Origin of the sequence: Pseudomonas sp. FP2294 (assembly GCF_030687625.1) — a bacterium.
Taxonomy (GTDB): domain Bacteria; phylum Pseudomonadota; class Gammaproteobacteria; order Pseudomonadales; family Pseudomonadaceae; genus Aquipseudomonas; species Aquipseudomonas shahriarae.
The window spans coordinates 1,408,983-1,432,544 of sequence record NZ_CP117441.1 but is presented as its reverse complement, the minus strand read 5'-3'; the positions used below and the strand labels follow the sequence as shown (position 1 = coordinate 1,432,544).

General features: G+C 61.4%; 28 protein-coding genes, 1 tRNA gene and 1 pseudogene. 17 read left to right on the top strand and 13 right to left on the bottom strand.

What is annotated here, in order from left to right; all coding sequences use genetic code 11:
• The first annotated feature begins 67 nt into the window (after positions 1-67).
• Both PSH73_RS06355 and PSH73_RS06350 read left to right on the top strand, forming a co-directional pair.
• Positions 68-1,009, top strand: coding sequence for a folate-binding protein YgfZ (locus PSH73_RS06355; protein ID WP_057958783.1), 942 nt, complete (start codon positions 68-70; stop codon positions 1,007-1,009).
• A 36-nt stretch (positions 1,010-1,045) separates the two neighbouring features.
• Positions 1,046-1,867, top strand: a complete 822-nt coding sequence (locus PSH73_RS06350) for an HDOD domain-containing protein (RefSeq protein WP_057439740.1) — start codon at positions 1,046-1,048, stop codon at positions 1,865-1,867.
• Between the two features lie 24 nt (positions 1,868-1,891).
• Here the strand turns inward: PSH73_RS06350 and PSH73_RS06345 are convergent, their stop codons facing one another.
• Together PSH73_RS06345 and PSH73_RS06340 are read right to left on the bottom strand one after the other, a co-directional pair.
• Positions 1,892-3,277, bottom strand: a complete 1,386-nt coding sequence (locus PSH73_RS06345; protein ID WP_057439741.1) for a sensor histidine kinase — start codon at positions 3,275-3,277, stop codon at positions 1,892-1,894.
• A complete protein-coding gene (locus tag PSH73_RS06340) occupies positions 3,270-3,941 on the bottom strand; it encodes a response regulator (RefSeq protein ID WP_057439742.1) in 672 nt (223 codons plus the stop codon). Before PSH73_RS06340 ends, PSH73_RS06345 begins: the two co-directional genes overlap by 8 nt.
• Before the next feature lie 247 nt (positions 3,942-4,188).
• Between PSH73_RS06340 and PSH73_RS06335 the strand changes: the two genes are divergently transcribed.
• Genes PSH73_RS06335 through PSH73_RS06315 form a run of 5 tightly spaced genes read left to right on the top strand, consistent with a single transcriptional unit; the run spans position 4,189 to position 9,574 of the window.
• Positions 4,189-5,481: an OprD family porin gene (locus PSH73_RS06335; protein ID WP_198799762.1), complete on the top strand. Its 1,293-nt coding sequence runs from the start codon at positions 4,189-4,191 to the stop codon at positions 5,479-5,481.
• Positions 5,482-5,525: 44 nt separating this feature from the next.
• Entirely contained in the window at positions 5,526-6,509 is a 984-nt protein-coding gene (locus PSH73_RS06330; protein WP_120732104.1) for a tripartite tricarboxylate transporter substrate binding protein, read from the top strand.
• A gap of 60 nt (positions 6,510-6,569) precedes the next feature.
• Positions 6,570-7,028, top strand: a complete 459-nt coding sequence (locus PSH73_RS06325) for a tripartite tricarboxylate transporter TctB family protein (protein ID WP_057958778.1) — start codon at positions 6,570-6,572, stop codon at positions 7,026-7,028.
• 1 nt (position 7,029) lies between these two features.
• Positions 7,030-8,544 (top strand): tripartite tricarboxylate transporter permease, encoded by a 1,515-nt coding sequence (locus PSH73_RS06320; protein WP_057439746.1) that lies wholly within the window; start codon positions 7,030-7,032, stop codon positions 8,542-8,544.
• Positions 8,537-9,574 carry an AbrB family transcriptional regulator gene (locus PSH73_RS06315; protein ID WP_057958777.1) on the top strand — a complete coding sequence of 346 codons (1,038 nt, stop codon included), beginning with the start codon at positions 8,537-8,539 and terminating at the stop codon, positions 9,572-9,574. The genes PSH73_RS06320 and PSH73_RS06315 overlap by 8 nt, the downstream gene beginning before the upstream one ends.
• 98 nt (positions 9,575-9,672) lie before the next feature.
• Here PSH73_RS06315 and ung read toward each other — a convergent pair whose 3' ends face one another.
• The gene (ung, locus tag PSH73_RS06310; RefSeq protein WP_057958776.1) at positions 9,673-10,365 is read right to left on the bottom strand and encodes a uracil-DNA glycosylase; all 693 of its coding nucleotides are present in this window, start codon (positions 10,363-10,365) and stop codon (positions 9,673-9,675) included.
• A gap of 134 nt (positions 10,366-10,499) precedes the next feature.
• Here ung and PSH73_RS06305 point away from each other — a divergent pair, with 134 nt between their 5' ends.
• A complete protein-coding gene (locus PSH73_RS06305; protein WP_169990279.1) occupies positions 10,500-11,612 on the top strand; it encodes an enoyl-CoA hydratase/isomerase family protein in 1,113 nt (370 codons plus the stop codon).
• A gap of 22 nt (positions 11,613-11,634) precedes the next feature.
• On the opposite strand, the gene PSH73_RS06300 is transcribed toward PSH73_RS06305, so the two are convergent.
• Complete coding sequence (locus tag PSH73_RS06300) at positions 11,635-12,063, bottom strand: DUF3757 domain-containing protein (RefSeq protein ID WP_169990278.1); 429 nt, start codon at positions 12,061-12,063, stop codon at positions 11,635-11,637.
• A gap of 145 nt (positions 12,064-12,208) precedes the next feature.
• Positions 12,209-12,568, bottom strand: coding sequence for a hypothetical protein (locus PSH73_RS06295; RefSeq protein WP_115127582.1), 360 nt, complete (start codon positions 12,566-12,568; stop codon positions 12,209-12,211).
• A 217-nt stretch (positions 12,569-12,785) separates the two neighbouring features.
• Between PSH73_RS06295 and PSH73_RS06290 the strand changes: the two genes are divergently transcribed.
• The 7 genes from PSH73_RS06290 to PSH73_RS06260 all read left to right on the top strand — a co-directional run bounded on the left by PSH73_RS06290 (position 12,786) and on the right by PSH73_RS06260 (position 16,538).
• Positions 12,786-12,998, top strand: a complete 213-nt coding sequence (locus tag PSH73_RS06290) for a cysteine-rich CWC family protein (protein ID WP_057439751.1) — start codon at positions 12,786-12,788, stop codon at positions 12,996-12,998.
• Positions 12,998-13,690, top strand: a complete 693-nt coding sequence (locus PSH73_RS06285; RefSeq protein ID WP_120732098.1) for a 16S rRNA pseudouridine(516) synthase — start codon at positions 12,998-13,000, stop codon at positions 13,688-13,690. Before PSH73_RS06290 ends, PSH73_RS06285 begins: the two co-directional genes overlap by 1 nt.
• 295 nt (positions 13,691-13,985) lie before the next feature.
• The gene (locus tag PSH73_RS06280; protein WP_120732097.1) at positions 13,986-14,870 is read left to right on the top strand and encodes an alpha/beta fold hydrolase; all 885 of its coding nucleotides are present in this window, start codon (positions 13,986-13,988) and stop codon (positions 14,868-14,870) included.
• Between the two features lie 141 nt (positions 14,871-15,011).
• Positions 15,012-15,085: transfer RNA gene (locus PSH73_RS06275), tRNA-Gly, on the top strand.
• A 240-nt stretch (positions 15,086-15,325) separates the two neighbouring features.
• The gene (locus PSH73_RS06270) at positions 15,326-15,508 is read left to right on the top strand and encodes a type II toxin-antitoxin system HicA family toxin (RefSeq protein ID WP_115127579.1); all 183 of its coding nucleotides are present in this window, start codon (positions 15,326-15,328) and stop codon (positions 15,506-15,508) included.
• 22 nt (positions 15,509-15,530) lie between these two features.
• On the top strand, positions 15,531-15,941 hold the full coding sequence (locus PSH73_RS06265) for a type II toxin-antitoxin system HicB family antitoxin (protein ID WP_057439755.1): 411 nt from the start codon (positions 15,531-15,533) through the stop codon (positions 15,939-15,941).
• A 96-nt stretch (positions 15,942-16,037) separates the two neighbouring features.
• Positions 16,038-16,538, top strand: coding sequence for a methylated-DNA--[protein]-cysteine S-methyltransferase (locus PSH73_RS06260; RefSeq protein WP_057958770.1), 501 nt, complete (start codon positions 16,038-16,040; stop codon positions 16,536-16,538).
• A gap of 13 nt (positions 16,539-16,551) precedes the next feature.
• On the opposite strand, the gene PSH73_RS06255 is transcribed toward PSH73_RS06260, so the two are convergent.
• From PSH73_RS06255 to PSH73_RS06240, 4 genes are all read right to left on the bottom strand, one after another.
• A complete protein-coding gene (locus PSH73_RS06255; RefSeq protein WP_164844853.1) occupies positions 16,552-16,698 on the bottom strand; it encodes a hypothetical protein in 147 nt (48 codons plus the stop codon).
• 385 nt (positions 16,699-17,083) lie between these two features.
• Complete coding sequence (locus PSH73_RS06250; protein WP_057439756.1) at positions 17,084-17,611, bottom strand: DUF4142 domain-containing protein; 528 nt, start codon at positions 17,609-17,611, stop codon at positions 17,084-17,086.
• 118 nt (positions 17,612-17,729) lie between these two features.
• Positions 17,730-18,371 carry a LysE family translocator gene (locus PSH73_RS06245; RefSeq protein ID WP_128593594.1) on the bottom strand — a complete coding sequence of 214 codons (642 nt, stop codon included), beginning with the start codon at positions 18,369-18,371 and terminating at the stop codon, positions 17,730-17,732.
• 63 nt (positions 18,372-18,434) lie between these two features.
• Positions 18,435-19,352: a LysR family transcriptional regulator gene (locus tag PSH73_RS06240; RefSeq protein ID WP_233096829.1), complete on the bottom strand. Its 918-nt coding sequence runs from the start codon at positions 19,350-19,352 to the stop codon at positions 18,435-18,437.
• A 77-nt stretch (positions 19,353-19,429) separates the two neighbouring features.
• Between PSH73_RS06240 and PSH73_RS06235 the strand changes: the two genes are divergently transcribed.
• Complete coding sequence (locus PSH73_RS06235; RefSeq protein ID WP_057958768.1) at positions 19,430-19,918, top strand: DMT family transporter; 489 nt, start codon at positions 19,430-19,432, stop codon at positions 19,916-19,918.
• A gap of 4 nt (positions 19,919-19,922) precedes the next feature.
• Here PSH73_RS06235 and PSH73_RS26960 read toward each other — a convergent pair whose 3' ends face one another.
• From PSH73_RS26960 to PSH73_RS06225, 3 genes and pseudogenes are all read right to left on the bottom strand, one after another.
• Complete coding sequence (locus PSH73_RS26960; RefSeq protein ID WP_233096830.1) at positions 19,923-20,123, bottom strand: hypothetical protein; 201 nt, start codon at positions 20,121-20,123, stop codon at positions 19,923-19,925.
• Positions 20,102-20,398 (bottom strand): annotated as a pseudogene (locus PSH73_RS26955) (MFS transporter); the annotation flags it as partial. The gene PSH73_RS26960 and the pseudogene PSH73_RS26955, both read right to left, overlap by 22 nt.
• Positions 20,399-20,419: 21 nt before the next feature.
• Positions 20,420-21,094, bottom strand: coding sequence for an NAD(P)H-binding protein (locus tag PSH73_RS06225; RefSeq protein WP_057958766.1), 675 nt, complete (start codon positions 21,092-21,094; stop codon positions 20,420-20,422).
• Positions 21,095-21,193: 99 nt separating this feature from the next.
• On the opposite strand from PSH73_RS06225, the gene PSH73_RS06220 reads away from it, so the two are divergent.
• On the top strand, positions 21,194-22,351 hold the full coding sequence (locus PSH73_RS06220) for an MFS transporter (RefSeq protein ID WP_057439761.1): 1,158 nt from the start codon (positions 21,194-21,196) through the stop codon (positions 22,349-22,351).
• Here PSH73_RS06220 and yiaY read toward each other — a convergent pair.
• Positions 22,348-23,496, bottom strand: a complete 1,149-nt coding sequence (yiaY, locus tag PSH73_RS06215) for an L-threonine dehydrogenase (RefSeq protein ID WP_057439762.1) — start codon at positions 23,494-23,496, stop codon at positions 22,348-22,350. The two genes, PSH73_RS06220 and yiaY, sit on opposite strands and share 4 nt — an antisense overlap.
• Positions 23,497-23,562 lie beyond the last annotated feature (66 nt).

The window sequence follows — 23,562 nt, the reverse complement described above, 5'->3', positions numbered from 1 at the left end:
TATGAAACTACCCATTTGCCGGGCGCCCCTCTATGATGCACTCATGACTCTCCAACTGCGATGACCCATGGCTGACTCTGCTTTCTTCTGCTCCCTGTCCCACGAAGGTGTCCTGGCCGTTCGCGGCGCTGACGCGGCCAAGTTCCTCCAGGGGCAACTGACCTGCAACCTCAATTACCTCGACGACACCCACGCCAGCCTCGGCGCGCGCTGCACCCAAAAGGGGCGCATGCAGTCGAGCTTCCGGATCGTGCTGCAAGGTGACGGTGTACTGCTGGCCATGGCCAGCGAACTGCTGGAACCGCAACTGGCGGACCTGAAGAAATACGCTGTGTTTTCCAAGTCCAAGCTGACGGACGAAAGTGCTACCTGGGCCCGCTTCGGTCTGGTGAATGCCGATCAGGCTCTCGCCAGCCTGGGCCTGGATTTGCCGGCCGAGACCGACAGTGTGGCGCGCCATGAAGAACTGCTGGCCATTCGCGTCTCCCCGGGCCGCGCCGAACTCTGGGCGCCCGCCGCGCAAGCCGAGTCCCTGCGCAGCCAACTGGCCGCCACACTTGCCGAAGGCGATCTCAATGCCTGGCTGCTGGGGCAGGTTCGTGCCGGCATCGGCCAGGTCATGGCCCAGACCCGCGAGCTGTTCATCCCGCAGATGCTCAACCTGCAAGCGGTCGGCGGCGTAAGCTTCAAGAAAGGCTGCTACACCGGCCAGGAAATCGTCGCCCGCATGCAATACCTGGGCAAACTCAAGCGGCGCCTGTATCGCCTGAGCCTCGACAGCCATGCGCTGCCCGAGCCCGGCACGCCACTGTTTGCCCCCAGCCATAACAGCGCCATCGGTGAGGTAGTCATCGCCGCCCGGGCCGACGAAGGGATTGAACTTCTGGCAGTGCTGCAAGCCGAAGCAGCCGACAGTGGCAACGTGCATTTAGGCACGCTGGAAGGCCCAGGCCTCAAGTTACTTGACCTGCCTTACCAACTGGACCGTGATCGCGAGATCCAGCGCTAATCGCCGTACCCTTTTGCAGCACCCTAGAGAGCATGAATGAATAAACTGGCGGAAAAAGTCCAACAGGCGTTGGTGATGGCCATCGATAACGATGACCTGGTTCTGCCCACGTTACCGGAAGTGGCCCTGAAAATTCGTCAGGCCGCCGAAGACCCCGAAGTCAGCATCAGTCATTTGAGCAAAGTCATCAGCCGCGATACCGCCCTGACGGCGCGGCTGATCAAGGTCGTCAACAGCCCACTGTTGCGCGCCACCCAGGAGGTCACCGACCTGCACACCGCCATCACGCGCCTGGGCACCAACTACAGCAGCAACCTGTCGATTGGTCTGGTGATGGAGCAAATCTTCCATGCCCGCTCAGAAGTCGTCGAACAGAAGATGCGTGACGTATGGCGCCGCAGCCTGGAAGTCGCAGGCGTCTGCTACGCCCTGTGCCGCAACCACAGCCAACTCAAGCCGGACCAGGCAGCACTTGGCGGGCTGGTGCACCAGATCGGTGTGCTGCCGATCCTAACCTACGCCGAAGATCACTATGAACTGCTCTCCGACCCGGTCAGCCTCAACCATGTGATTGACAGCATCCACCCGCTGCTGGGGGACAAGCTGCTGAGGGGCTGGGACTTCCCGGAAATGCTGGTAAATGTGCCCGCACACTACCAGGACCTCGAGCGCGATTCGGCCAGCCTGGACTACGTCGACCTGGTGCAAGTGGCGGTGCTGTACTGCCACAAGAATACCGATCACCCGCTGGCCAACGCTGCGCTGTCGAGCTTGCCGGCATTCAGGAAGCTGCGCATCGACCCGCTCAACGAGGCGGTGCGCACCGAGCTGGACGAAGCGCGCTCAATGTTCTATTGACCGGTCGGTGTGGCAAGCACGGCCCTACCCAGCGATAAAACTCACCCGCACCTTAAGCCCTTTCAGCTCGCCATCATGCAGGCTGATCTGGGCCAGGTGTGCGCGGCAGATCTCCCCGACAATCGCCAACCCCAGGCCCGAACCCGCGCCCTGCTGGTTACGTCGATAGAATCGCTCGAACACCCGATCCCGTTCGTCCTGCGGAATCCCAGGGCCATCATCCTCCACTTCCAGCACTGCCGGCGCCGTCACCCGCAAGATCACATTGCCACCTGACGGCGTGTGGGCCAGGGCGTTATCCACCAGGTTGCTCAGCAGCTCGTTCAACAAGGTCGGCTCGCCCCGCAGCCACACCGGCTCATCCGCCTCCAACGCCAGCGCCACCCCACGGGCATGTGCCAGAGGCGCCATGGCCATACCCAACTCACGGGCCAATTGGCTGAGGTCGAGCAATTGCGCGCCGCCTTCTGCAATCGCCCGCGCCCCGTTTTCGATGCGTGCCAGGGACAGCAACTGGTTGGCCAGGTGGGTCAAGCGATCCGTGCCTTGCGCCGCCGTTTCCAGGGTGCTGCGCCAGATCGCCGGCTCCTCGGCACGCAGCCCCAGCTCCAGGCGGGCTTTGAGCGCGGCCAGCGGGGTGCGTAATTCGTGGGACGCGTCGGCAATAAACTGTGCCTGGCGCTCGAACTGCCCGCGCAGGCGTTCGGTGAAGTGGTTCAACGCCCGCACCAGCGGCCCGAGTTCGTGCTGCACTTCAACCAGCGGCAGCGGCCGCAGATCATCCGGCTGGCGCTCCTCTACCGCCGTGCGCAAACGCTCCAGCGGGCGCAGCGCCGCACTCACGGTAAACCACACCAGCAGCAGGGCCCCGACGCCCAGCATGCCCAGGCGCAGCAGGGTATCGGCCATCAGGCTGCGGGCCATGCTGACCCGGGCTTCGTCGGTTTCTGCGACGCGGATTTCTGCCATGCCATTCATGTTCGGCTCCGACACCGCCTTGAGCAGGCTCACCACCCGCACATTCTGCCCCTGGTACTTGGCGTTATAGAACCGCGCCAGGGCCGGGTAATCGTCGGTGCGCGGCGTCCCGGGCGGCGGGCCTGGCAGGTGTTCGTAACCGGAAATCAGCTTCTGGTGAATATCATTGACCTGGTAGTAAATCCGCCCGGCACTGTCATAGGCGAAAGTGTCCAGCGCCACGTAGGGCACATCGGCACTCAGGGTGCCGTCACGCTGGGACAGCCCGGCGGCGATGGTCCGCGCCGAGGCCAGCAGGGTGCGGTCGTAGGCAGTGTCTGCGGCCTCGCGACCGTTCCAGTAGGCGCTCAGGCCGCTGGCCAGCATCAGCACCACCAACAGCAGCGCCAGGTTCCACAGCAGGCGCCAACGCAGGCTGCTGTGCTTACGCATCGCGGGCTTCCAGCAGGTAGCCAAGGCCACGGAAGGTGACGATGGCGACCGGCTGGCCATCGAGTTTCTTGCGCAAGCGGTGCACATAGATTTCGATGGCGTCGGGGCTGGCCTCCTCATCCAGGCCAAACACCTGGGACGCCAATTGCTCCTTGCTCATGACCCGGCCGGGACGGGCGATCAGCGCCTCGAGCACCGCCTGCTCGCGAGAGGTCAGGGTCAGCAGTTCACCGCCGAGGGTAAAGCGCCGGGTTTCCACGTCATACACCAGCACGCCACAGGTCTGCTGCCGCTCGCCACCCAGCACGCTGCGGCGCAACAGCGCCTTGACCCTGGCCTCCAGCTCGGTCAGCTCAAAGGGCTTGGCCAGGTAGTCATCGGCGCCCAGGTTAAGGCCATGCACCCGATCCTTTACATCACTGCGGGCGGTGAGCATCAGCACCGGAAGATTTTTCCCACGGGCCCGCAGGCGTGCCAACACCTCGAAACCATCCATGCGCGGCAGGCCCACGTCGAGAATCACTGCCGCGTATTCCTCGCTGCTCAAGGCCAGGTCCGCAGCCACGCCATCGTGCAGCACATCCACCGTCAAGCCCGTGCTCTTGAGCGCCTGGGCGACACTTTCGGCGAGCTGCAAATGGTCTTCGACGAGCAGGACACGCATGGATTTGTACCTCGTTAAGGGGCAGCCGATGCCGCCCTCTGTTTACCGACTCGCGGCGCAGTTTACAGCCGCCGCCTGTGCTGTGAAGCCCGAAAACATTGAAAGACCGTTGAAAGGTTAGTGAAAGGTTCGCCCATTAGCATCCAGAAACGGACGGTTACACCTTCCGAGCTATTTCACCCATAGCGCCCGAAAAACGCCTCGAAGCGTTTTCGCCCTATAAGAACAATAAACGGAGTGCTCTACGATGCTGTCGACACAGCCCCAGGCTTGCCCGCCTGTTCGTTTTTCCCGCCTGACCCAGACCGCCCTCGCCAGTGCCGCTGCCCTTGCCGGTTTTTCGCCGCTTAGCCAGGCTGCCTTCTTCGAAGACAGTAGCGCGACCCTGGAAACCCGCAACATGTACTTCAACCGCGACTTTCGCGACGGTACCAGCGCCCAGCAATCCAAACGCGACGAATGGGCCCAGGGCTTCATGCTCAACCTGCAATCGGGCTACACCGACGGTACCGTCGGTTTTGGCGTGGATGCGCTGGGCATGCTCGGGGTCAAGCTCGACTCCAGCCCGGACCGCACCGGCAGCGGCCTGCTGCCCACCCACGATGATGGCCGCGCCGCTGACGAGTACTCAAAACTGGGGCTGACCGGCAAAGTGAAAATCTCGGCTACCGAGCTGAAAATCGGCTCGCTGATTCCTGAGTTGCCAATCCTCAAGGCCAACGACGGACGCATCCTGCCGCAGACGTTCAACGGCGGCCTGCTGACCTCCAAGGAGTTCAAGCAGCTGACGTTCACCGGCGGCCGCCTGGACAAGGCCAAGGACCGCGACGACAGCAACTACGAGGACATCGCCCTCAACAACAAGAACGGCCGCTTCGTCGGCGGAGCCACCGGCAAGCACTTCAACTTTGGTGGCGTGGACTACAAGTTTGCCGAGAAGGTCACCGGCAGCTATCACTTCGCCCAACTGGACGACGTGTACCGCCAGCACTTCCTCGGTGTGGTCGCCTCCACTCCGATGGGTCCCGGCACTTTCGGTACCGACCTGCGCCTGGCCATCAGTGATGACACCGGCAGCGCGCGCGGCGGCAGCATTGATAACAAATCCCTCAACGGCCTTTTCAGCTACGCCCTCAACGGCCATAAACTGAGCGCCGGCTACCAGCACATGTCCGGCGATAGCGCGTTCCCGTATGTGGATGGCAGCGACCCGTACCTGGTCAACTTTGTGCAGATCAACGACTTTGCCGGCGCCGAAGAACGCTCCTGGCAGGCTCGCTACGACTACGACTTCGCCAAGCTGGGGATTCCCGGCCTGAGCTTCATGAGCCGCTACCTGTCCGGTGACAATATCCAACTCAAGAACGGCGACACCGGCAAAGAGTGGGAACGCAACACCGAGATCAAATACGTGGTGCAAAGCGGCACCCTCAAGGATGTGGCCGTACGCCTGCGTAACGCCACTTACCGCTCCAACTATTCGGCACGGGACGCAGACGAAGTGCGCGTGCTGGTCAGTTACAGCGTCGCGCTGTGGTAACCCTGCAAGTCATATCCCCAATAACAACAATGACGGAGTTCCCCATGTCCTCATCCCTGCGTAAATTTGCCCTGGCCGCCGGCTGCATGCTGTTTGCCGGCCAACTGCTGGCAGCCGAAGAACCCAAGCGCCCGGAATGCATCGCACCGGCCTCCCCCGGCGGTGGTTTTGACCTGACCTGCAAGCTGGTGCAAAGCGCACTGGTCAACGAAAAGCTACTGAGCAAGCCGATGCGCGTGACCTACATGCCCGGCGGCGTGGGCGCGGTGGCCTACAACGCCGTCGTCGCCCAGCGCCCCGCCGATGCCGGCACGCTGGTGGCCTGGTCCAGCGGTTCGCTGCTGAACCTGGCCCAGGGCAAATTCGGTCGATTTGATGAAAGCGCAGTGAAATGGCTGGCCGCCGTCGGCACCAGCTATGGCGCGATTGCGGTGAAAGCCGATTCGCCCTACAAGAGCCTCGATGATCTGGTACAGGCCCTGAAGAAAGATCCGAGCAAAGTGGTAATTGGTTCCGGCGGCACAGTCGGCAGCCAGGACTGGATGCAGACCGCACTGATCGCCAAGGCTGCCGGGATCAACCCGCGTGACCTGCGTTACGTGGCCCTCGAAGGCGGCGGTGAAATCGCCACTGCCCTGCTCGGTGGTCACATCCAGGTAGGCAGTACCGATATCTCCGACTCCATGCCACACATCCTCAGCGGCGATATGCGCCTGCTGGCGGTGTTCTCCGAAGAGCGCCTGGACGAGCCGGAAATGAAGAATATTCCGACTGCCAAAGAGCAAGGCTACGACATCGTCTGGCCAGTGGTACGGGGCTTCTACCTCGGGCCAAAAGTCAGCGATGAAGACTACGCCTGGTGGAAGGCTGCGTTCGACAAGCTGCTGGCCTCCGAAGAGTTCTCCAAGCTGCGTGACCAGCGCGAGCTGTTCCCGTTCGCCCTGACCGGACCGGAACTGGACACCTACGTGAAGAAACAGGTGGCTGACTACAAAGTGCTGGCCAAAGAGTTCGGCCTGATCCAGTAATCGCCCCCCTGTCGCGCGGCCACGCCCCTTTGAATCGGGGGCGTGGCCCAGGAGTTCTACATGCTCTTACAACGCATTTTCGCCGCAGTGCTGTTACTGGTGTGTATCGGCCTGGCGCTTATGGCCTGGCCCTATCAGGCGGCCTTTTCCTACGAGCCAGTAGGGCCTCGGGCCTTCCCACTGCTGTTGCTCGGGCTGATGGGCCTGGCTCTGACCTACATGCTGATTCGTCCGCAACCGACCCAACACACTGACGATGAACCGCCGCTGGACCGCCCGACCCTGATTAAGATCGGGATCTGCGTGAGCTTGCTGCTGGTGTTTGCCGGCACTTTCGAATCTCTGGGTTTCATTCTCAGCAGCATGCTGATTGGTATTCCGATGGCACGGCTGTATGGAGGGCGCTGGTTGCCCGGCGTGGTGATCATCACCTTGATGAGCGTCGGTCTTTATCTGCTGTTCGATAAAGCCATGGACGTACCGCTGCCCCTCGGTCTGCTCGACGTTCTGGAGAACTGATATGGATACTTTTGGCTATTTGGGCCAGGGTTTCGGCGTCGCGCTGAGCCCCTATAACCTGGTGACCGCGCTGTGTGGCACCCTGATCGGCACCGTCGTCGGCCTGTTGCCGGGCCTGGGCCCGATCAACGGCGTGGCGTTGTTGATCCCCATCGCATTTGCCTTGGGCCTGCCGCCCGAATCGGCACTGATCCTGTTGGCAGCCGTGTACCTGGGCTGCGAATACGGCGGCCGGATCAGCTCGATCCTGCTGAACATCCCGGGCGAAGCCTCCACCGTGATGACCACCCTCGACGGCTACCCAATGGCCCGCAAAGGCATGGCTGGGGTGGCGCTGTCGCTCTCAGCCTGGAGCTCGTTCATCGGTGCGTTTATCGCCACCTGCGGCATGGTGCTGTTCGCCCCGCTGCTGGCCAAATGGGCGATTGCCTTCGGACCTGCGGAATACTTCGTACTGATGGTGTTTGCGATTGTCTGCCTGGGCGGCATGGCCGGTGACAAGCCACTGAAGACCTTTGTCTCGGCGTTGATCGGCCTGTTCCTTGCCTGCGTCGGCATTGATGCCAATAGCGGTGTCTACCGATTTACCGGTGACAACATCCATCTGACCGATGGTATCCAGTTCGTGGTCCTGGTCCTGGGTCTGTTCTCCATCAGTGAGATCCTCCTGCTCCTGGAAAAAACCCACCGTGGCCAGGAAGCGGTGAAGGCCACCGGGCGCATGATGTTCAACGTCAAGGAAGCCTTGTCGGTGTTGACCGTGAACCTGCGCTGCGGTGTATCGGGCTTCATCATCGGCGTATTGCCAGGTGCTGGCGCGACCATGGCCTCGGCCGTGGCCTACATGACCGAAAAACGTATCGCGGGCGCCAGCGGCAAGTTCGGCCAAGGCGACATGCGCGGCCTGGCCGCCCCGGAAACCGCCATCGGCGCTTCAGTCTGCGGTGCCATGGTGCCAATGCTGACCCTCGGCGTTCCGGGCTCGGGCACCACGGCGGTGATGATCGGCGCCCTGTCGCTGTACAACATCACGCCAGGCCCGCTGCTGTTCCAACAGCAACCGGACATTGTCTGGGGCCTGATCGCTTCGTTGTTTATCGCCAACATCATGCTGGTGGTCCTCAACATCCCGATGATCCGCATCTTCACCCGCATCCTTGCCGTGCCGAACTGGGCACTGGTGCCGGTGATCGCGATCATCACCGCGATTGGCGTCTATGCCGTACACGCCACCACCTTCGATCTGTTCCTGATGATCGCCATCGGCATCTTCGGCTACATCCTGCGCAAGCTGGACTTCCCACTGTCGCCACTGCTGCTGGGCTTTATCCTCGGCGGCCTGATGGAGCAGAACCTGCGGCGTGCATTGTCGATTTCCAATGGCACCCTGGAAATTCTGTGGTCGAGCCCGATCACTTTGGGCGTCTGGGTACTGACCGCCATCATGCTGCTCGTGCCATTGCTGCGTATCTGGCGCAAGCGCGCGTTGCAGCGTCGTGCCGTAGCCGATGTCTGAGGTCACCCTTAGACAATGGTGGGGAACACCGCTGGTCGGCCTGGCCGGCGGTTACCTGGCCAGCCTGGTCGGCTGGCCTTTGCCGTATATGGTCGGCTCGTTGCTGGCGATCATCCTGGTGCGCTGCCTGACGCCCTGGCAGTTGGGCGAGATTCCCGGCGGGCGCAAATGCGGGCAGTGGGTGGTGGGCATTGGTATCGGCCTGCACTTCACCCCGGTGGTGATCGAACAGGTGATGAGCCACTTTGGCCTGATCTTCTTCGGCGCGCTGGTCACCAGCCTGTCGAGCATTGTCGGCGTGTGGTTGATGCGCCGCAGCGGTGAAGATCGCGCCACTGCGTTTTTCTCAAGCATGCCGGGCGGTTCCGGGGAGATGGTCAACCTGGGCGCACGCAATGGCGCGGTGCTCAGTCGCGTGGCAGCTGGCCAGAGTCTACGGGTGTTGCTGGTGGTGCTGTGTGTGCCGGCAATCTTCAAGTATTTACTGGGCGGCGGCGCACCACAGTTTCACCCGGCGCCTGTGGATTGGGCCTGGCTGGCCCTGCTGTTTCCCATTGGCGCGCTGGTGGCCTGGGGCTGGCAACGCTTGCGCCAACCCAACCCCTGGTTGTTCGGGCCGTTACTGGTCAGTGCCGTCGCCAGTATCACCTGGGATTTGCACATCGGCCTGCCAGAGGGTGGCAGCCAGATCGGCCAATGGTTGATCGGCAGTGGCCTGGGTTGCCACTTCAACCGGCAGTTCTTCCGACGGGCACCGTCGTTCATGGGCCGCACGGTGGTTGGCACACTGCTGAGCATGCTGATCGCGACCTTTGCGGCGGTGGGTTTGAGTGCATTGACGCAGTTGGATCTGCGCTCGCTGACGCTGGGGATGATGCCCGGTGGGATTGCCGAGATGAGTTTGACGGCTGAGACCCTGCAATTGTCGGTGCCGTTGGTAACGGCGATGCAGGTGATGCGGCTGTTGTTTGTGCTGTTCCTGGCGGAGCCGTTATTCCGCCATTGGAACCGCCAGCCGGACACCATTTAAATATAGGCGTTGGCTTGCCTGCGATTGCGGTGTGTCTGCCAACAGAGATATCGGCAGACTGTCAGTCATCGCAGGCAGCTTCTACCTTGTGTTGACCTTCAGAGCGGCGGCAACCGCCACTCGATCGGCGTCTCGCCATTCTGCTCAAGAAACTTATTCGTCCGGCTGAAATGCCCGCAGCCCAAAAACCCGCGATACGCCGACAACGGCGACGGATGCACCGAGGTCAGCACCAGATGCTTGGTCGCGTCGATCAGCTTTTGCTTGCCCTGGGCATGGGCGCCCCACAGCAGGAACACCAGGTGCGGCTGATGCTCGCTGACAATCTCGATCACCCGGTCGGTGAAGAACTGCCAGCCCTTGCCCGCATGGGCGTTGGCATTGGCGCGCTCCACGGTCATGGTGGTATTGAGCATCAACACACCCTGGTCGGCCCAGCTTTGCAGGCAGCCGTGGCTGGGGATGTCGATATTGAGGTCGCGCTTGAGCTCTTTGTAGATATTGACCAGGGACGGCGGCGCCGGCACGCCCGGTTGCACCGAGAAGCACAGGCCGTGGGCCTGGCCCGGGCCGTGATACGGGTCCTGGCCGAGGATCACCACCTTGACCTTGTCCAGCGGCGTGGAGTTGAGCGCGTTGAAGATCAACGGGCCCGGCGGGTAGATTTCCTTGCCCGCCGCATGCTCCTGGCGCAGGAACTCGCGCAATTGGCTCATGTACGGCTGCTCGAATTCCTCACGCAGGGCGTGTTTCCAGCTCGGTTCAAGTTTGATACGGTCGTCGACAGTCATCAGAAAAGCATCATGTAAAAAGAATGGGCGAACCCTAGGAAAGCCCACCCCACTTGTCAATTGATCTGACGCGCAACCGGCACTTTCCCACGAAGGGATCATACTCAACGTTCAATTTACCGATTGAGGTCATGATGAATCTGCACTTCGAAGAGCTCACTGGCACAGACGGCGCCCGTATCGGCATCGCCAGCCTGGACGCAGAAAAGTCCCTCAATGCCCTCTCCCTGCCGATGATCCTGGCCCTGAGCGAGCGCCTGGACAGTTGGGCCAAAGACCCGCAAATCGTCTGCGTGCTGCTGCGCGGCAACGGCGCCAAGGCGTTTTGCGCCGGCGGTGAAGTGCGCAGCCTGGCCCAGGCCTGCCGCGAGCACCCGGGCGAAGTCCCCGCCCTGGCCGCGCAGTTTTTTGCTGCCGAATATCGTCTGGACTACCACCTGCACACCTACCCCAAGCCGCTGATTTGCTGGGGCCATGGCTATGTTCTGGGCGGTGGCATGGGGTTGCTGCAAAGCGCCGCCATCCGCATCGTCACCCCGAGCAGCCGGCTGGCCATGCCGGAAATCAGCATCGGCCTGTACCCGGACGTCGGCGCCAGTTGGTTCCTCTCGCGCCTGCCCGGCAAGCTCGGCCTGTTCCTGGGCCTCACCGGCGCCCATATGAACGGGCGCGACGCCCTGGACCTGGGCCTGGCCGACCGCTTCCTGCTGGATGAGCAACAGGACGAAATGCTTGAGGGCCTGTTACAGCTGAACTGGCAGGAACAGACGGCGATGCAGCTCAACAGCCTGTTCAAGGCCCTGGCCCAGGAGGCCGCCAGCCAGCAGCCCGAACCACAGTGGCTGCCGCGCCGCCAGCAGATCGACGCATGGTTGGATGTGGGTGATGTGCACTGCGCCTGGCGCGCCTTGAGCCAACTGCGCGAGCATGCCGACCCGCTGTTCAGCCGGGCCGGCAAGACCTTGAGCGAGGGCTGCCCGCTGACCGCACACCTGGTCTGGGAGCAGATCCGACGGGCGCGGCACCTTTCTCTGTCGCAGGTGTTCCAGATGGAATACACCTTGAGCCTCAACTGTTGTCGGCATCCGGAGTTCAGCGAAGGGGTACGCGCTCGCCTGATCGACAAGGATCAGCAGCCACACTGGCACTGGCCAGATATCAAGCGCATTCCCGAGGCGGTGGTCGAGGCGCACTTTCACAAGGCCTGGGAAGGCCGCCATCCCCTGGCAGACCTGTCTGATTTATGACAGACGCAAGTCAAGCGACGGGCTAGTATTTTGGGCGATCGAGGGTGAACGAACAGTTGTCGGGCTGGCTGTCCGTGCACACAAAAATTTCCTGGTCAAACGGCCCGCGGGCCGGCATCCAATGGGTGGAGTCGGTCAGCGACATGCCGGACAGGGGCTCGGGCGCCTGGAACCTGAGGTTGACCCACTGGTTGTTGGCCGCCTTGTAGGTGCAATACTCCAAGTAGCCTTGTTTGCGCTCCTGGTCATTGGCCGGAATAAAAACCGCCCCGACAAATCTTTCCAAAAAACTGTCGGCCCCGCCTACCGGGCTCCTCCAGTGGCCATTGTCACTTTGGAAATGGCCCGCCTTGCGCTTGATCGACGAGGGATAGGGGCAGCTGAATTCTGCGCTGGCGTGAGCGAAGGAAAAAAAACCGAGTAAAAAAAGAATAAGTGCCCGGCTGATCATGTGTCATTCCGTTGAGCTACTGAGGTCTTGCCACCCAGTAAAGTCCTAGAAGAGCACTTAAGATAGCTGTTAAATATGACAGCCCAGACAGATGGTCGCCCACAAAAAAACGGCGCATTTCGCGCCGTTTCAAAGAAAAGTCTGACTACCGATGCCCGCCACGTCCCCGGCCATGATCACCGCCACGTCCATCGCCGCGACCATGGCCGTTGTAGCCCCGATGATCCCCCCATCCCTGACTGGGATAGGGACGGTAGCCCGCCCTTGGCCCGGCCTGATAGTAACGGGGCGCCGGCTGGTAATAACGCGGCGCCGGGTAATAGCGTGGTGGCGGTGCGTAATAACCGCGCCGGTACTGGTATGACGGACCGCCGCCGTAGTAATAGACCGGCGCGGGTGCGGTATAGACTTCGGATCGATAGTAGCTGGAGCCTCCATCGTAATAGGGCACGCAAGCAGAAAGGGTCAAACCGAGCACAGCTATGATGAGCAATCGACGATACATGGCGGCCTCCTGGACCGCGGAAGAGCACACACCAGCGACGCTGGGGGGCGACAGACAGCTTTCACTGAATGACAAGAGATCAGACCGCAAAAAGCAAATCTGGTGCGACTTGGACATAGATTGATACATCTATGGCGCAATAAACCGCCCAGGTCTGTATCGTGCCAAATACACCGGTTTCGCCGGAACCTCGACGCCATGACACCTGAACCGACCGATGAACACTCCCACACTTTGCCCGGCCTGCGGCGCTCGCAACGATTGCACCCTGGCCGACCCGCGCACCGCTGACCGTGCCTGCTGGTGCTACAGCGTCACCATCGATCCCAAGGTGCTCGAAGCCCTGCCGATGGAGCTGCGCAACAAGGCCTGCCTGTGCCCGCGCTGTGCCCAGGTCGACGCACAACTGCGCGCAGCCGAGCCCCGGTAATGCGTATCGACCGATTCCTCAGTAACCTGCCCCGCTTCAATCGCCAGCAAGTGCGCTTACTGCTGGCGGAGCGACGGATTCAAGTCGATGGGCTGCCGGTTGCCGACCCCCACCATGAAGTGCGCGAGTTCAGCCGCGTGGAATGTGATGGCGAGATCCTGCAGGTGGGGAAACCCGCGCGCTACTTCATGCTGCACAAGCCGCCAGGCTGCGTCAGTGCCACCGTCGACCCCCAACACCCCACCGTCCTCGACCTGCTGGATGAGCCGGACAAGGGCGACCTGCATATCGCCGGCCGCCTGGACTTCAACACCACCGGCCTGCTGCTGATCACCAATGATGGCCAGTGGTCCCGGCGCCTGACCCAGCCCAGGACCAAGCTGCCCAAGGTCTACTACGTGGAGACCGAACAGGCGATTGGCCCGCAGTACGCCGCAACGTTCAGTGCCGGCCTGTACTTCGCCTTCGAAGACCTGACCACCCAACCGGCCGACCTGCAAGTGTTGAGCCCCAAAAGCGCGCGCCTGAGCATCATTGAAGGGCGTTATCACCAGGTCAAGCGCATGTTCGGGCACTTCGACAACAAGGTGACGCGCCTGCATCGCGAACGCATGGGCCCGCTGGTGCTGGATGAACAACTCGCCCCCGGCCAATATCGGCCGCTGACAGAAGCTGAAATCCGCCAGATATGACCGTTCAGCCGGTGATCGGCAAAAGCCCAGGGTCAAACGTGCGACCTGGCCCGCCTCCTGCTTAAATCAAACCGCCAGCCGCAATCTGACTGGCGAGTCACCCGACCTCCAAGAAACACATTGCCGGCCCGTACCGCTTGACGTAGGGGCCCAAGCAAGTTGCCCGCCATAACAACACCCGTCGGCCAGCCTCATCGGACCGACATGGGCCTCCCTTCCAGGCGTATGCCTACCTGTCACAAAGCTCGTGCAGAGTGATCTGCGCGCATCACCCGCTTGCCAGGAGTCTTACGACATGAGGCCAGAAATCGCTGTGCTGGATATACAGGGTCAGTATCGGGTTTACACGGAGTTCTATCGCGCGGAGGCTGCTCAAAAGACCATCATCCTGGTCAACGGCTCCATGGCCACCACCGCGTCGTTCGCCCAGACCGTGAAAAGCCTGCATCCGCAATTCAATGTGGTTTTGTACGATCAGCCCTACGCCGGTCGTTCCAAAGCCCACAACCGCCATGAGCAAATGCTGACGAAGGACATTGAGGGCCAGATCCTTCTGGAACTCATCGAACACTTCGCCGCCGAGCATGTGCTGTCGTTTTCCTGGGGCGGTGTCGCCACGCTCGTCGCCCTGTCCCAGCGTCCCCGGCGCGTGGAGAAAGCCGTGATCAGCTCCTTCTCCCCAGTGATCAACGCACCGATGCGCGACTATCTGGAACGTGGCGTCGACTACCTCGGCACCCTCGACCGCCACAGCGTCGGCAACCTGGTCAACAGCACCATCGGCAAACACCTGCCGCCACTGTTCAAGCGCTTCAACTATCGACACGTCAGCACCCTGGCCGAGCACGAGTACGGGCAGATGCACTACCACATCAGCCAGGTGCTCAATAGCGACCGCCAGTGTTACCTCAAGGCCGCACGGCAGATCGACATTCCGGTTCTGTTCTTGAATGGCGAGTGGGACGAATACACCAGTGCCGAGGATGCCCGGCTGTTTGGGCAACATGTAGCGAACAGCAGCTTCGGCACCATCCAGGCCACCGGGCACTTTCTGGACATGGAGCACAAGGCCGCGTGCAATGACAGTCGGCAGGCATTGATGGGCTTTTTGAAACCGGAACAGTCGGTGAGTCGACTGCGGCATCACCAGGGCCAGGCCCTGCATGCGTTTGCGATTTGAAAGCAAGGCCCTGGGCAGGGACGGTGCAGCGTTTCTGCCTGGGGTGGGCTCAAAGCATCCGCTGACGCTCGCAACTTGCACATTTTTCAAAGAAAAACTTCAAATCGCCGCGCACTTCTGGTACAAAGTCAGCCGCTCTGAGCGGGTATAGTTTAGTGGCAAAACGAAAGCTTCCCAAGCTTTAGTTGAGGGTTCGATTCCCTCTACCCGCTCCACTCAGATTGTCCTCCCCCATCAGCTTGTCCTTGATGGAGGATGAATAAAAAACCGGCTCCTGAAGCCGGTTTTTTTGTGCCTGGGATTTATCAGTAAAACCCCGCAATACCTTCGTCCAGCAGCCTCGCCCCGCCCCCATAAACTTCTTGCACCGCCTGCCCTCTTTTGTTGGTGGGTAGAGTGTTGAAAATTTTTATTTAGTAGTTATAGTCACCACCAACACACCACAAGGAGGTGATGTGGATAGCCGATATTTGATAGGCCATATCGTGGCTGATGGCTGGTACCTGGTGCGCGTCAGGGGCAGTCATCATCATTTTAAACACCCTGCCAAGCCTGGGCTGGTGACCATTCCCCACCCCAAGAAGCATCTGTTGGACAAGACCGCCAAGAGCATCTTGAAACAAGCTCTGCTCGCTTGAAGCGTACCTGGAGGACAAGAACATGCTGTATCCGATTGCAATTTCAACCGGCGACGATGACCACGCCTGGGGCGTAGAAGTCCCCGACATCCCTGGCTGCTTCTCTGCCGGTGATGACCTGGACGACGCCATGGCCATGGCACGGGAAGCCATAGAAGGCCATTTTGAGCTGCTGGCCGAAGAGGGCGCGCCCATTCCCAGCGCACAAAAGGTCACGCTGCACGCAGCCAACCCCCTGTACGCCGGCTGTACCTGGGCGGTGGTGGATATTGATGTGACCAAGTACCTGGGCAAGGCGCAAAAACTCAACATCACGCTGCCTGGCTACTTGCTCAACCGCATTGATGAGTACGTGCTGCACCACCCGGAAGAAAAAAGTCGTTCGGGGTTCCTGGCATCGGCAGCGCTGAAGGTGCTGCAACAGGAGCGATAACATCGCCGAATTTGAGCGCAAGAAACGTAGTTCAGCCACCCGCGACGAGCGCTAAAGTGCAGGCGATAAACGATCCACTCAACAAGGAGCCCGCTCATGCCGCGTGAATACAAACTCATGCCCTCCCCCGTCGGCCAACTGACCCTGGTTGCCCGCAACGGCAAGCTCGCCGCCATCTTGTGGGAGGCCGAGCGCGCCAACCGTGTGCGCCTGGGCGAGCTGGTGGAAGTCAACCACAGCGCGGTGCTGCTGGAGGCCGAGCGGCAGTTGAACGAGTATTTTGCCGGCACCCGCGAGTGCTTCGAGCTGGAACTGGACTTTGACGGCACCGAGTTCCAGAAAAAAGTCTGGGGTGCGCTGCTGACTATTCCCTTCGGTGAAACCCGCAGCTACAGCCAGATCGCCCAACAGATCGGCAACCCCAAGGCTGTACGCGCGGTGGGGGCGGCGAACGGGCGCAATCCTATTTCGATCGTCGCGCCCTGCCATCGAGTGATTGGTGCTGCGGGCGGCCTCACCGGGTTTGCCGGCGGGCTTGAAGCCAAGCAGTACTTGCTGACCCTCGAGGATGGCGGGGTCACAAGGTCATTGTTCTGACAGCCACGTAGCGCTAGGGCTGATCAGCCTTGGAATCCTTCATTTGCACCGAGGATTTGCTGCCGCCGGTGTTGTCCTGGGTTTCATTGTCAGAGCTGTCGAAACAGCCTTGCAACAGCACCAGGCAGCAGGCCAGGCAGAGAGTACGAGAGAGGCTCATGATCGCGCTTCCATTCAACGGGGTGATGAAACAGTGACCAGCCTGCACAAGCAGGGTTCGATGCCTGCACCCCGCACCTGCCCAACGGTTGCACGGCCCGACCGAATTCATGTAGGTCAACAATTGTAAAAAGAAATTTCAGCGTGCCGCCACGGTCAGTACTTTCATCAGCACTTACCTGGAGCATCGCCATGAAGCCTCGATGGCCTGGACTTCAAAGCCCTGGAAAAACTGCGCAGCGAATACCGTACCTTGGGCGAGCGCCATACCGTCAACCTCGGCGGCGACGGCACGGCGGCGGACCCAGGCAAGACCGACCTGAACCAGGCGTAAAAAAACGGCGGTTGGATCAGCTCCAACCGCCGTTTCCTGGCAAAGCCCGCGATCAACCGTCGCTGTTGCGGCTCTTGCTGTAGGACGAAGCCAGCGCCCGGGCTTTTTCCAGGCGGGTTTCCAGCTTGGGCAGGGTTTCGTCGACCAATGCCTTTATCTCAGGGATATCCGAAGCAGCGCCTTCCTGCTTGAACAACGCGATTGCATCTTCGTTGGCCTTGACCTGCTGAGCCGTGTAGGCGGCGTCAAAGGAGTCGCCATCGGTCAGCTCAGGCATCAGGGTTTCAGCCTTGTCGACGATCTGGTCGCGAGGCGCCACCGGCAAGTCGAGTTTTTTCGCAATGGCCGCCAAATGTTGATTGGCCAGGGTGCGTTCGTTGATGACCTCGATGGTGTAGTCCTTGATTTCCTGAGACGAGGTCTTGGCGTGGGCCATGCGGCTGGTTTCGATATCGGCCATGCCCTTGGCCGAGGCTTGCTCGATAAATTCGGCGGGGCCTTGGGCAAAAGCATTGCTGGCGCCGAGGCCCAGCAGCATCGCGAAAGTGGCGGTGCGTAACCGGATAGCCATGCGGCTCATGATGGGTTCCTCCAGGTAATAAATACATGCCGGGGAACGAGCCCCGCCCTGAATCTGAATTTTCAGGGCGGCAAAGGTTTAGAAAAAACTTGCTGGTGCGACGAACGGTCGTCGGTACTCAGGACGTTTTACTGCCCAGCAAGCCCGGCAACGCATGGGCCAGGGCATTGATCGCGAAGCCGATAAACATCACCCCGCACAGCTTGGTGATCAACACTTCATGACGCTGATACACCGTACGCACCTGCCGCGCGCCCACGACGCCGATGAGGATCCCGTAAGCCAGCAGGCCGCCTACAAAGCTCAGGACAATCAACCACGGCAGCATGCTCCAGGTCAGCAGCTCGGCCCGGCTCGACAGGAGTGCGGTGAACGTGGCCACGGCCACCGGATAGGCCTTGGGGTTGGTCAGGCCAAACAGAATGCCGTGCCAGAACGGTTGGCGCGCCGCCCCCTGAGGCGCGTCCCCGCTGCGGTTGCGGGTGCGAATGGCACGGATGCCGAGCCAGAACAGGTAAAGGGCACTGAGCACACCCAGCACATCAAACGCGCTGCTACCGATCTCCCGGGCGCCGACAATCGCCACCAACGCGGTGCTGCACCACACCACATCGCCCAGCAGGTGCCCACACAGAAAACCCGCGCCGGCCCGACGGCCGCGTGCCGCACCAATGCCAAATACCGCCAGCACCCCGGGGCCCGGCGTGATGCCATAGATAAAGCCCGAGGCGATGACGGCAAACAGCAATGATGAAGTCATGGGTAACACGCTCAGAAAAGAGGGGGCGCGTCGATTGTGCACAATCCACCGGGCACTGCAATGCTAGGCCGCACGTTTGGCCAACACGTCTTGCACTTGGGTGATCAGCCACTGCAAGGCGCCATCCCCCGCGCGGCGTTTATGCCAGGCCAGTACAAAACCGAAGGATGGGATATGAAACGGCGGCGGCACCACCAGCAAGTGCCGCGAGTCGATGTTCAGCAGCCCTTGGGAGGACACGGTAAGGATCAGGTCAGTGCCCTGGATCAACTGCGGCGCGATGCCCCAATGCGGCAGGCTGATCGCCACGTGCCGTCGCTCGCGGATCGCGGTCAGCGCCCGCTCGATTTCCGGGGTGCCGCTGCCGCGCATTTCCAGTAGCACATGGGGCCGTGCCAGGTAGGTCGGCAGGTCGAGCCCACCGTCGGCGGGCAAGCTGTCGCGGTCCACCAGGCAGGCGTAGTGCTCTTCGAATAACGGCGTGCTGCGCAACTCGGCCGGCAGGTCGGGAAACACGCCGGCGGCCAGGTCGATCTCCCCACTGAGCACCCCTTCCTGCATGCCTTCGCGACTGGCGTGGGTGATGGCCAGATCAATCCCCGGCGCCTGCTCGCGCAGCGCCCGCACCAGCCCAGGCAACAAGAGAGCCGCGCCGTAATCGGACATGGCCAGGCGAAAGGTGCGCCTGGCCGACGCCGGATCAAAACGGTTCGGCGCCAGCAACGACTGGACCTGGACCAAGGCATCAGCCAGCGGCGCCGCCAGTTCCAGCGCGCGAGCGGTGGCGACCAGGCCGCCGCCTTGGCGCACCAGCAACGGGTCGCCTAGCAGATCACGCAAGCGCCCCAGCGCATGGCTGACCGCCGGCTGGCTCAGGTGCAGGCGCTCGGCAGCGCGGGTGACGTGCTGCTCGCTGAGCAACGCGTCGAGGATCACCAGTAGGTTAAGGTCAACACGGCGCAGATCATTCATGGCATGCATGTTTAGCATAAGAACTTGGAATTTAAATCTGCGCGACGAATACCGTAGAGTCCAGTAAAACCTTTTGGAGATTGATCATGACCACTTTGCATTGGCTGGGCTTGTTACTGCTGGCGGTGATTGCCGGGGCGGTGGTGCCGTTTCAAAGCGCAATCAACGCCAACCTCGGGCGCGGCCTCGGGCATCCGTTGTGGGCGACCCTGGCCTCGCTGCTGGTGAGTATTCTGGTGTTATTGCCGGTGATCCTGGCGTTACGGCTGCCGCTGCCAAGCCTCGGCTTTATCACTAAGGCGCCGCTATGGATGTGGACCGGCGGCGCATTCGGCGTGTGCTTTATCTCCCTGGCCCTGGTCTTGCTGCCCAAGCTCGGGGCCTCGGGGTTTATCGCCCTGGCCATGGCCGGGCAAATCCTCGCGTCATTGTTGCTCGACCACTTCGGCCTGTTTGGTCTGGTGGAGCGGCAACTGACCGCCCCCCGCTTGCTTGGGGTGCTGATGTTGATTGGCGGGGTGGTGTTGATTCAGTTCAGCAGCGCGCCGGCCAAGGCATTGGCTGGCGTGAGCTGAGTCGTCAGCGCTTGTCGGAGGTGCGCAACTTATGCGGCAAGCCCCATAGCAGCAGCGCCGCCGCAATCAATGCACACACGCCAATCACATACAGCGCCGGGGTCGTGCTGCCCGTGATGTCCTTGATGCGCCCGACCATTACCGGGCTGACGATGCCACCGAGTTGGCCCAACGTATTGATCAGCGCAATGCATAGAACTGCCACTCGGCCGTCACAAACACCATCGCGGCCGTCGCCAGCCCCCAGGACACCATGATCCGGGCAATCCAACGCCGGGCGCCGACCTTGTACAACATCATGTTGCTCGGGACTTCGAAGATCACATATCCGATCACAAACAGCCCTGCGCCCAAACCGTAGGCGGTGTTACTCAAACCCAGGTCAGCCTGCAACTGGAACTTGGCGAAGCTGATATTGATGCGATCAAAAAAGGCAAACAGATAACACACCATGATCAACGGCATCAGGCGCCAGGCGACGGATCAGGCTTTTCGAGAGCATTACAAACGCTCGGCAGCCAGGCGATGGATCTGCGCAGGCTCAATCACCGCTTGCGGAGCGCCATGCCGGACCACCGCGAGCATCGCCCGGCCCACGGTCTCGGTACTCACCACCCAGGCTGGTCGCATGCGCCGGACCAGGGACAGCAGCGGCCCGATCAGGTTGTAGATCGTCTGGTAGAGCGCGGTTTTCGAACGCACGCCATGCAGCGGCTGAATGATCCCCGGCCGGAATAGATACACCGCCTTGAATGGCAGGCGCAGCAAGGCGTTCTCGGTCTTGCCCTTGACCCGCGCCCACATCACCTTGCCCTGCTCGGAACTGTCGGTGCCGGCACCGGACACGTACACAAACGTCATCTGCGGATTGAGCCGCGCCAGGGTACTGGCGGCGACCAGGGTCAGGTCGTAGGTCTGCCGGGTGTAGGTGGCTTCATCCACGCCCACCGACGACACCCCCAGGCAAAACAGACAGGCATCAAAGCCCTGCAGCAAATGCTCCAGGGGCTGGAAGTCGAACATATCGGCATGCAACACCTGGTGCAGCTTGCCATGTGCCTGGGTCAACGCCGTGCGCCCCACCGCCACCACTTCCTGCACATCAGCGGCCAGCAGACACTCACGCAACACGCCCTGGCCGACCATGCCGGTGGCGCCGAATAGCAGAACTCTCATCAGGGAGGCCTCAGTGGCAAGTTTCAAGCTAAAGACAAATACACTAACAGCTTGTAGCTTTGCGCCTGAAATTTAGCGTTCAGAAAGGAACTCGCCCCCTTGAAGAGCACCACAACCCTCGCCATTGCCTGCTGCACCGCCTTCCTGTCCCAGGTTGGCATCAGCATTTACCTTCCCGCAGTCCCGGCCATTTCCCAAGCGCTGCAGGCCCTGGAGGCTCAAGCTTCGCTCGCCTTGGCGGTGTATCTGGTAGGCATGGCGTTGCCCATGCTGCTATGGGGCAGCCTGGGTGAGCGCCTGGGCAGGAAGCCGGTATTGCTGGCGGCATTGGCCCTGTATGCAGTGGCCAGTGCGGCCATCCCCTTGGCTCACAACATCGAGACGTTTCTGTCGCTACGGTTTGCCCAGGGCCTGGGCGCCGGTGGCGTTTCGGTGATGGCTCGGGTGTTGGTGCGCGACAGTTTCAGCGGTGCATTGTTGGCCAAGGGGCTGTCGTGGCTGGGCATGACCTTCGTGATCGCCCTGGGCATCGGCCAGTTCATTGGCTCGGTATTGCAGGTGGCGTTTGGTTGGGAGGCGATCTTCTATGGCCTGGCGTTGGCGGCAATCGGGCTGATTGGCGTACTGCAAGGGGTGGCGTTCCCGGCGCGGATGAAAGCCGATGGACAGGTTTCTGCGTGGCGTATCTACCGCATGATTTTGCAACACCCGGCGTTTCTCCGAGCGGCGTTGGCGGGCGGATTGGGGTATGGCGTGATCATCGCGTTCAACACCTGCGCTCCGCTGATTCTGCAGGGTCGCTTCGAGTGGACTGCTGCGCAGTACGGGCTGCTGGGTTGGCCGATCAGCGCGGCCTATCTGGCGGGCGCACTGATGGTCAATCGCTGGGTTGCCCGCAGCGGGCGCCTGCCGATGATGACATGGGGTGTGACATTGGTGATGGGCGGCAGCTCGGTGATGTTGCTCGCAGGCTGGTTCGCCAGCGATTGGGCCTGGCTGCTGTGGCTGCCGTATTGCGTGGCGGTGTTCGGGCAGTCGATGAGTTACCCCATCAGTCTGTCCTTGGCCAACGATCACTCTCCGATAAGCGGCTCGTACGCCATGGCCCTAAGTGGCTTTCTGCACCAGTTGCTGGCGGCGCTGATAGGGGGTGTGGCCAGCTTGCTGGTCAGTCAGCAAGTGTGGCCATTGGCCGCGCTATGTGTAGCTCTGGCGGGCGGCGCACTGTGGTGCGTCGCCCGTTCCAGGGCGGATTAAAACGCGCTACGGAAAATCTCCTCAATCTGGCGCTGGTCCGCCCGCCGAGGGTTGGTCAGGCCGCACGCATCCTTGAGGGCGTTGGTGGCCAGCAGCGGGATATCCTGCAGCTTGGCGCCGAGCTCACGCAGGCCGGCCGGGATATCGACGTCCTGGGACAGGCAGCGGATCGCCGCGATGGCCGCCTGGGCGCCCTCTTCCGGGCTGGCGTGTTTGTTATCCACCCCAAGGGCGCGGCCGACGTCGCTCAGGCGCGCTGCGCTGACACTGGCGTTGAAGCTTTGCACGTGGGGCAACAGCACCGCGTTGCATACGCCGTGGGGCAAGTCGTAGAGGCCGCCCAACTGGTGGGCCATGGCGTGGACAAACCCCAGGGAGGCGTTGTTGAAGGCCATGCCGGCGAGAAACTGCGCGTAGGCCATGTTTTCCCGGGCCGCCATATCGCTGCCGTCGCGCACGGCCAGGCGCAGGTTGGCGCTGATCAGCTCGATAGCCTTGATCGCGCACGCGTCGGTGATCGGGTTGGCGGCCGTGGACACATAGGCTTCGATGGCGTGGGTCAGCGCGTCCATGCCGGTGGCGGCGGTCAGGCCCTTGGGCATGGCGACCATCAGTGCAGGATCGTTGACCGACAGCAACGGTGTGACGTTGCGGTCGACGATGGCCATTTTCACGTGGCGGGTTTCGTCGGTGATGATGCAGAAACGGGTCATTTCGCTGGCGGTGCCGGCGGTGGTGTTGATCGCCACCAGGGGCAGCTGTGGCTTGCTCGATTGGTCGACACCTTCGTAGTCGCCGATATGCCCGCCATTGGTGGCACACAGGGCAATGCCCTTGGCGCAGTCATGGGGCGAGCCGCCGCCCAGCGACACCACGAAATCGCAGGCACTTTGCTGCAACAACGCCAGGCCGTTCTCGACGTTCTCCACATTGGGGTTGGGCTTGGCGCCGTCGTAAATCACTGAGTCGATGTCCTGCATTGCCAGTTTCTCGGCAATCATCCTGGCCACGCCCGCCTTGGCCAGGCCGGCGTCGGTGACAATCAGGGCCTTGCGAAAACCGTAGTTGCGGATCGCGTTCATGGCTTCGTCGAGGCAGTCGATGCCCATGATGTTGACGGCGGGAATGAAGAACGTGCTGCTCATGATGAATCCTCGGGGATGCGTTGATTCCTACAGCATCAACCTCACCCGCCTGCGGCATCTTGACCA

Bases quoted from the DNA above. Each gene is read 5' to 3' on its own strand.
- PSH73_RS06285 (WP_120732098.1), top strand. From the start codon at position 12,998: ATGCGTATCGACCGATTCCTCAGTAACCTGCCCCGCTTCAATCGCCAG.
- PSH73_RS06260 (WP_057958770.1), top strand. From the start codon at position 16,038: ATGCCGCGTGAATACAAACTCATGCCCTCCCCCGTCGGCCAACTGACC.
- PSH73_RS06345 (WP_057439741.1), bottom strand. From the start codon at position 3,277: ATGCGTAAGCACAGCAGCCTGCGTTGGCGCCTGCTGTGGAACCTGGCG.
- PSH73_RS06305 (WP_169990279.1), top strand. From the start codon at position 10,500: ATGAATCTGCACTTCGAAGAGCTCACTGGCACAGACGGCGCCCGTATC.
- PSH73_RS06290 (WP_057439751.1), top strand. From the start codon at position 12,786: ATGAACACTCCCACACTTTGCCCGGCCTGCGGCGCTCGCAACGATTGC.
- yiaY (WP_057439762.1), bottom strand. From the start codon at position 23,496: ATGAGCAGCACGTTCTTCATTCCCGCCGTCAACATCATGGGCATCGAC.
- PSH73_RS06340 (WP_057439742.1), bottom strand. From the start codon at position 3,941: ATGCGTGTCCTGCTCGTCGAAGACCATTTGCAGCTCGCCGAAAGTGTC.
- ung (WP_057958776.1), bottom strand. From the start codon at position 10,365: ATGACTGTCGACGACCGTATCAAACTTGAACCGAGCTGGAAACACGCC.
- PSH73_RS06335 (WP_198799762.1), top strand. From the start codon at position 4,189: ATGCTGTCGACACAGCCCCAGGCTTGCCCGCCTGTTCGTTTTTCCCGC.
- PSH73_RS06315 (WP_057958777.1), top strand. From the start codon at position 8,537: ATGTCTGAGGTCACCCTTAGACAATGGTGGGGAACACCGCTGGTCGGC.
- PSH73_RS06355 (WP_057958783.1), top strand. From the start codon at position 68: ATGGCTGACTCTGCTTTCTTCTGCTCCCTGTCCCACGAAGGTGTCCTG.
- PSH73_RS06245 (WP_128593594.1), bottom strand. From the start codon at position 18,371: ATGACTTCATCATTGCTGTTTGCCGTCATCGCCTCGGGCTTTATCTAT.
- PSH73_RS06325 (WP_057958778.1), top strand. From the start codon at position 6,570: ATGCTCTTACAACGCATTTTCGCCGCAGTGCTGTTACTGGTGTGTATC.
- PSH73_RS06235 (WP_057958768.1), top strand. From the start codon at position 19,430: ATGACCACTTTGCATTGGCTGGGCTTGTTACTGCTGGCGGTGATTGCC.
- PSH73_RS06330 (WP_120732104.1), top strand. From the start codon at position 5,526: ATGTCCTCATCCCTGCGTAAATTTGCCCTGGCCGCCGGCTGCATGCTG.
- PSH73_RS06240 (WP_233096829.1), bottom strand. From the start codon at position 19,352: ATGCATGCCATGAATGATCTGCGCCGTGTTGACCTTAACCTACTGGTG.
- PSH73_RS06320 (WP_057439746.1), top strand. From the start codon at position 7,030: ATGGATACTTTTGGCTATTTGGGCCAGGGTTTCGGCGTCGCGCTGAGC.
- PSH73_RS06295 (WP_115127582.1), bottom strand. From the start codon at position 12,568: ATGTATCGTCGATTGCTCATCATAGCTGTGCTCGGTTTGACCCTTTCT.
- PSH73_RS06250 (WP_057439756.1), bottom strand. From the start codon at position 17,611: ATGAGCCGCATGGCTATCCGGTTACGCACCGCCACTTTCGCGATGCTG.
- PSH73_RS06225 (WP_057958766.1), bottom strand. From the start codon at position 21,094: ATGAGAGTTCTGCTATTCGGCGCCACCGGCATGGTCGGCCAGGGCGTG.
- PSH73_RS06300 (WP_169990278.1), bottom strand. From the start codon at position 12,063: ATGATCAGCCGGGCACTTATTCTTTTTTTACTCGGTTTTTTTTCCTTC.
- PSH73_RS06265 (WP_057439755.1), top strand. From the start codon at position 15,531: ATGCTGTATCCGATTGCAATTTCAACCGGCGACGATGACCACGCCTGG.
- PSH73_RS06280 (WP_120732097.1), top strand. From the start codon at position 13,986: ATGAGGCCAGAAATCGCTGTGCTGGATATACAGGGTCAGTATCGGGTT.
- PSH73_RS06255 (WP_164844853.1), bottom strand. From the start codon at position 16,698: ATGAGCCTCTCTCGTACTCTCTGCCTGGCCTGCTGCCTGGTGCTGTTG.
- PSH73_RS06350 (WP_057439740.1), top strand. From the start codon at position 1,046: ATGAATAAACTGGCGGAAAAAGTCCAACAGGCGTTGGTGATGGCCATC.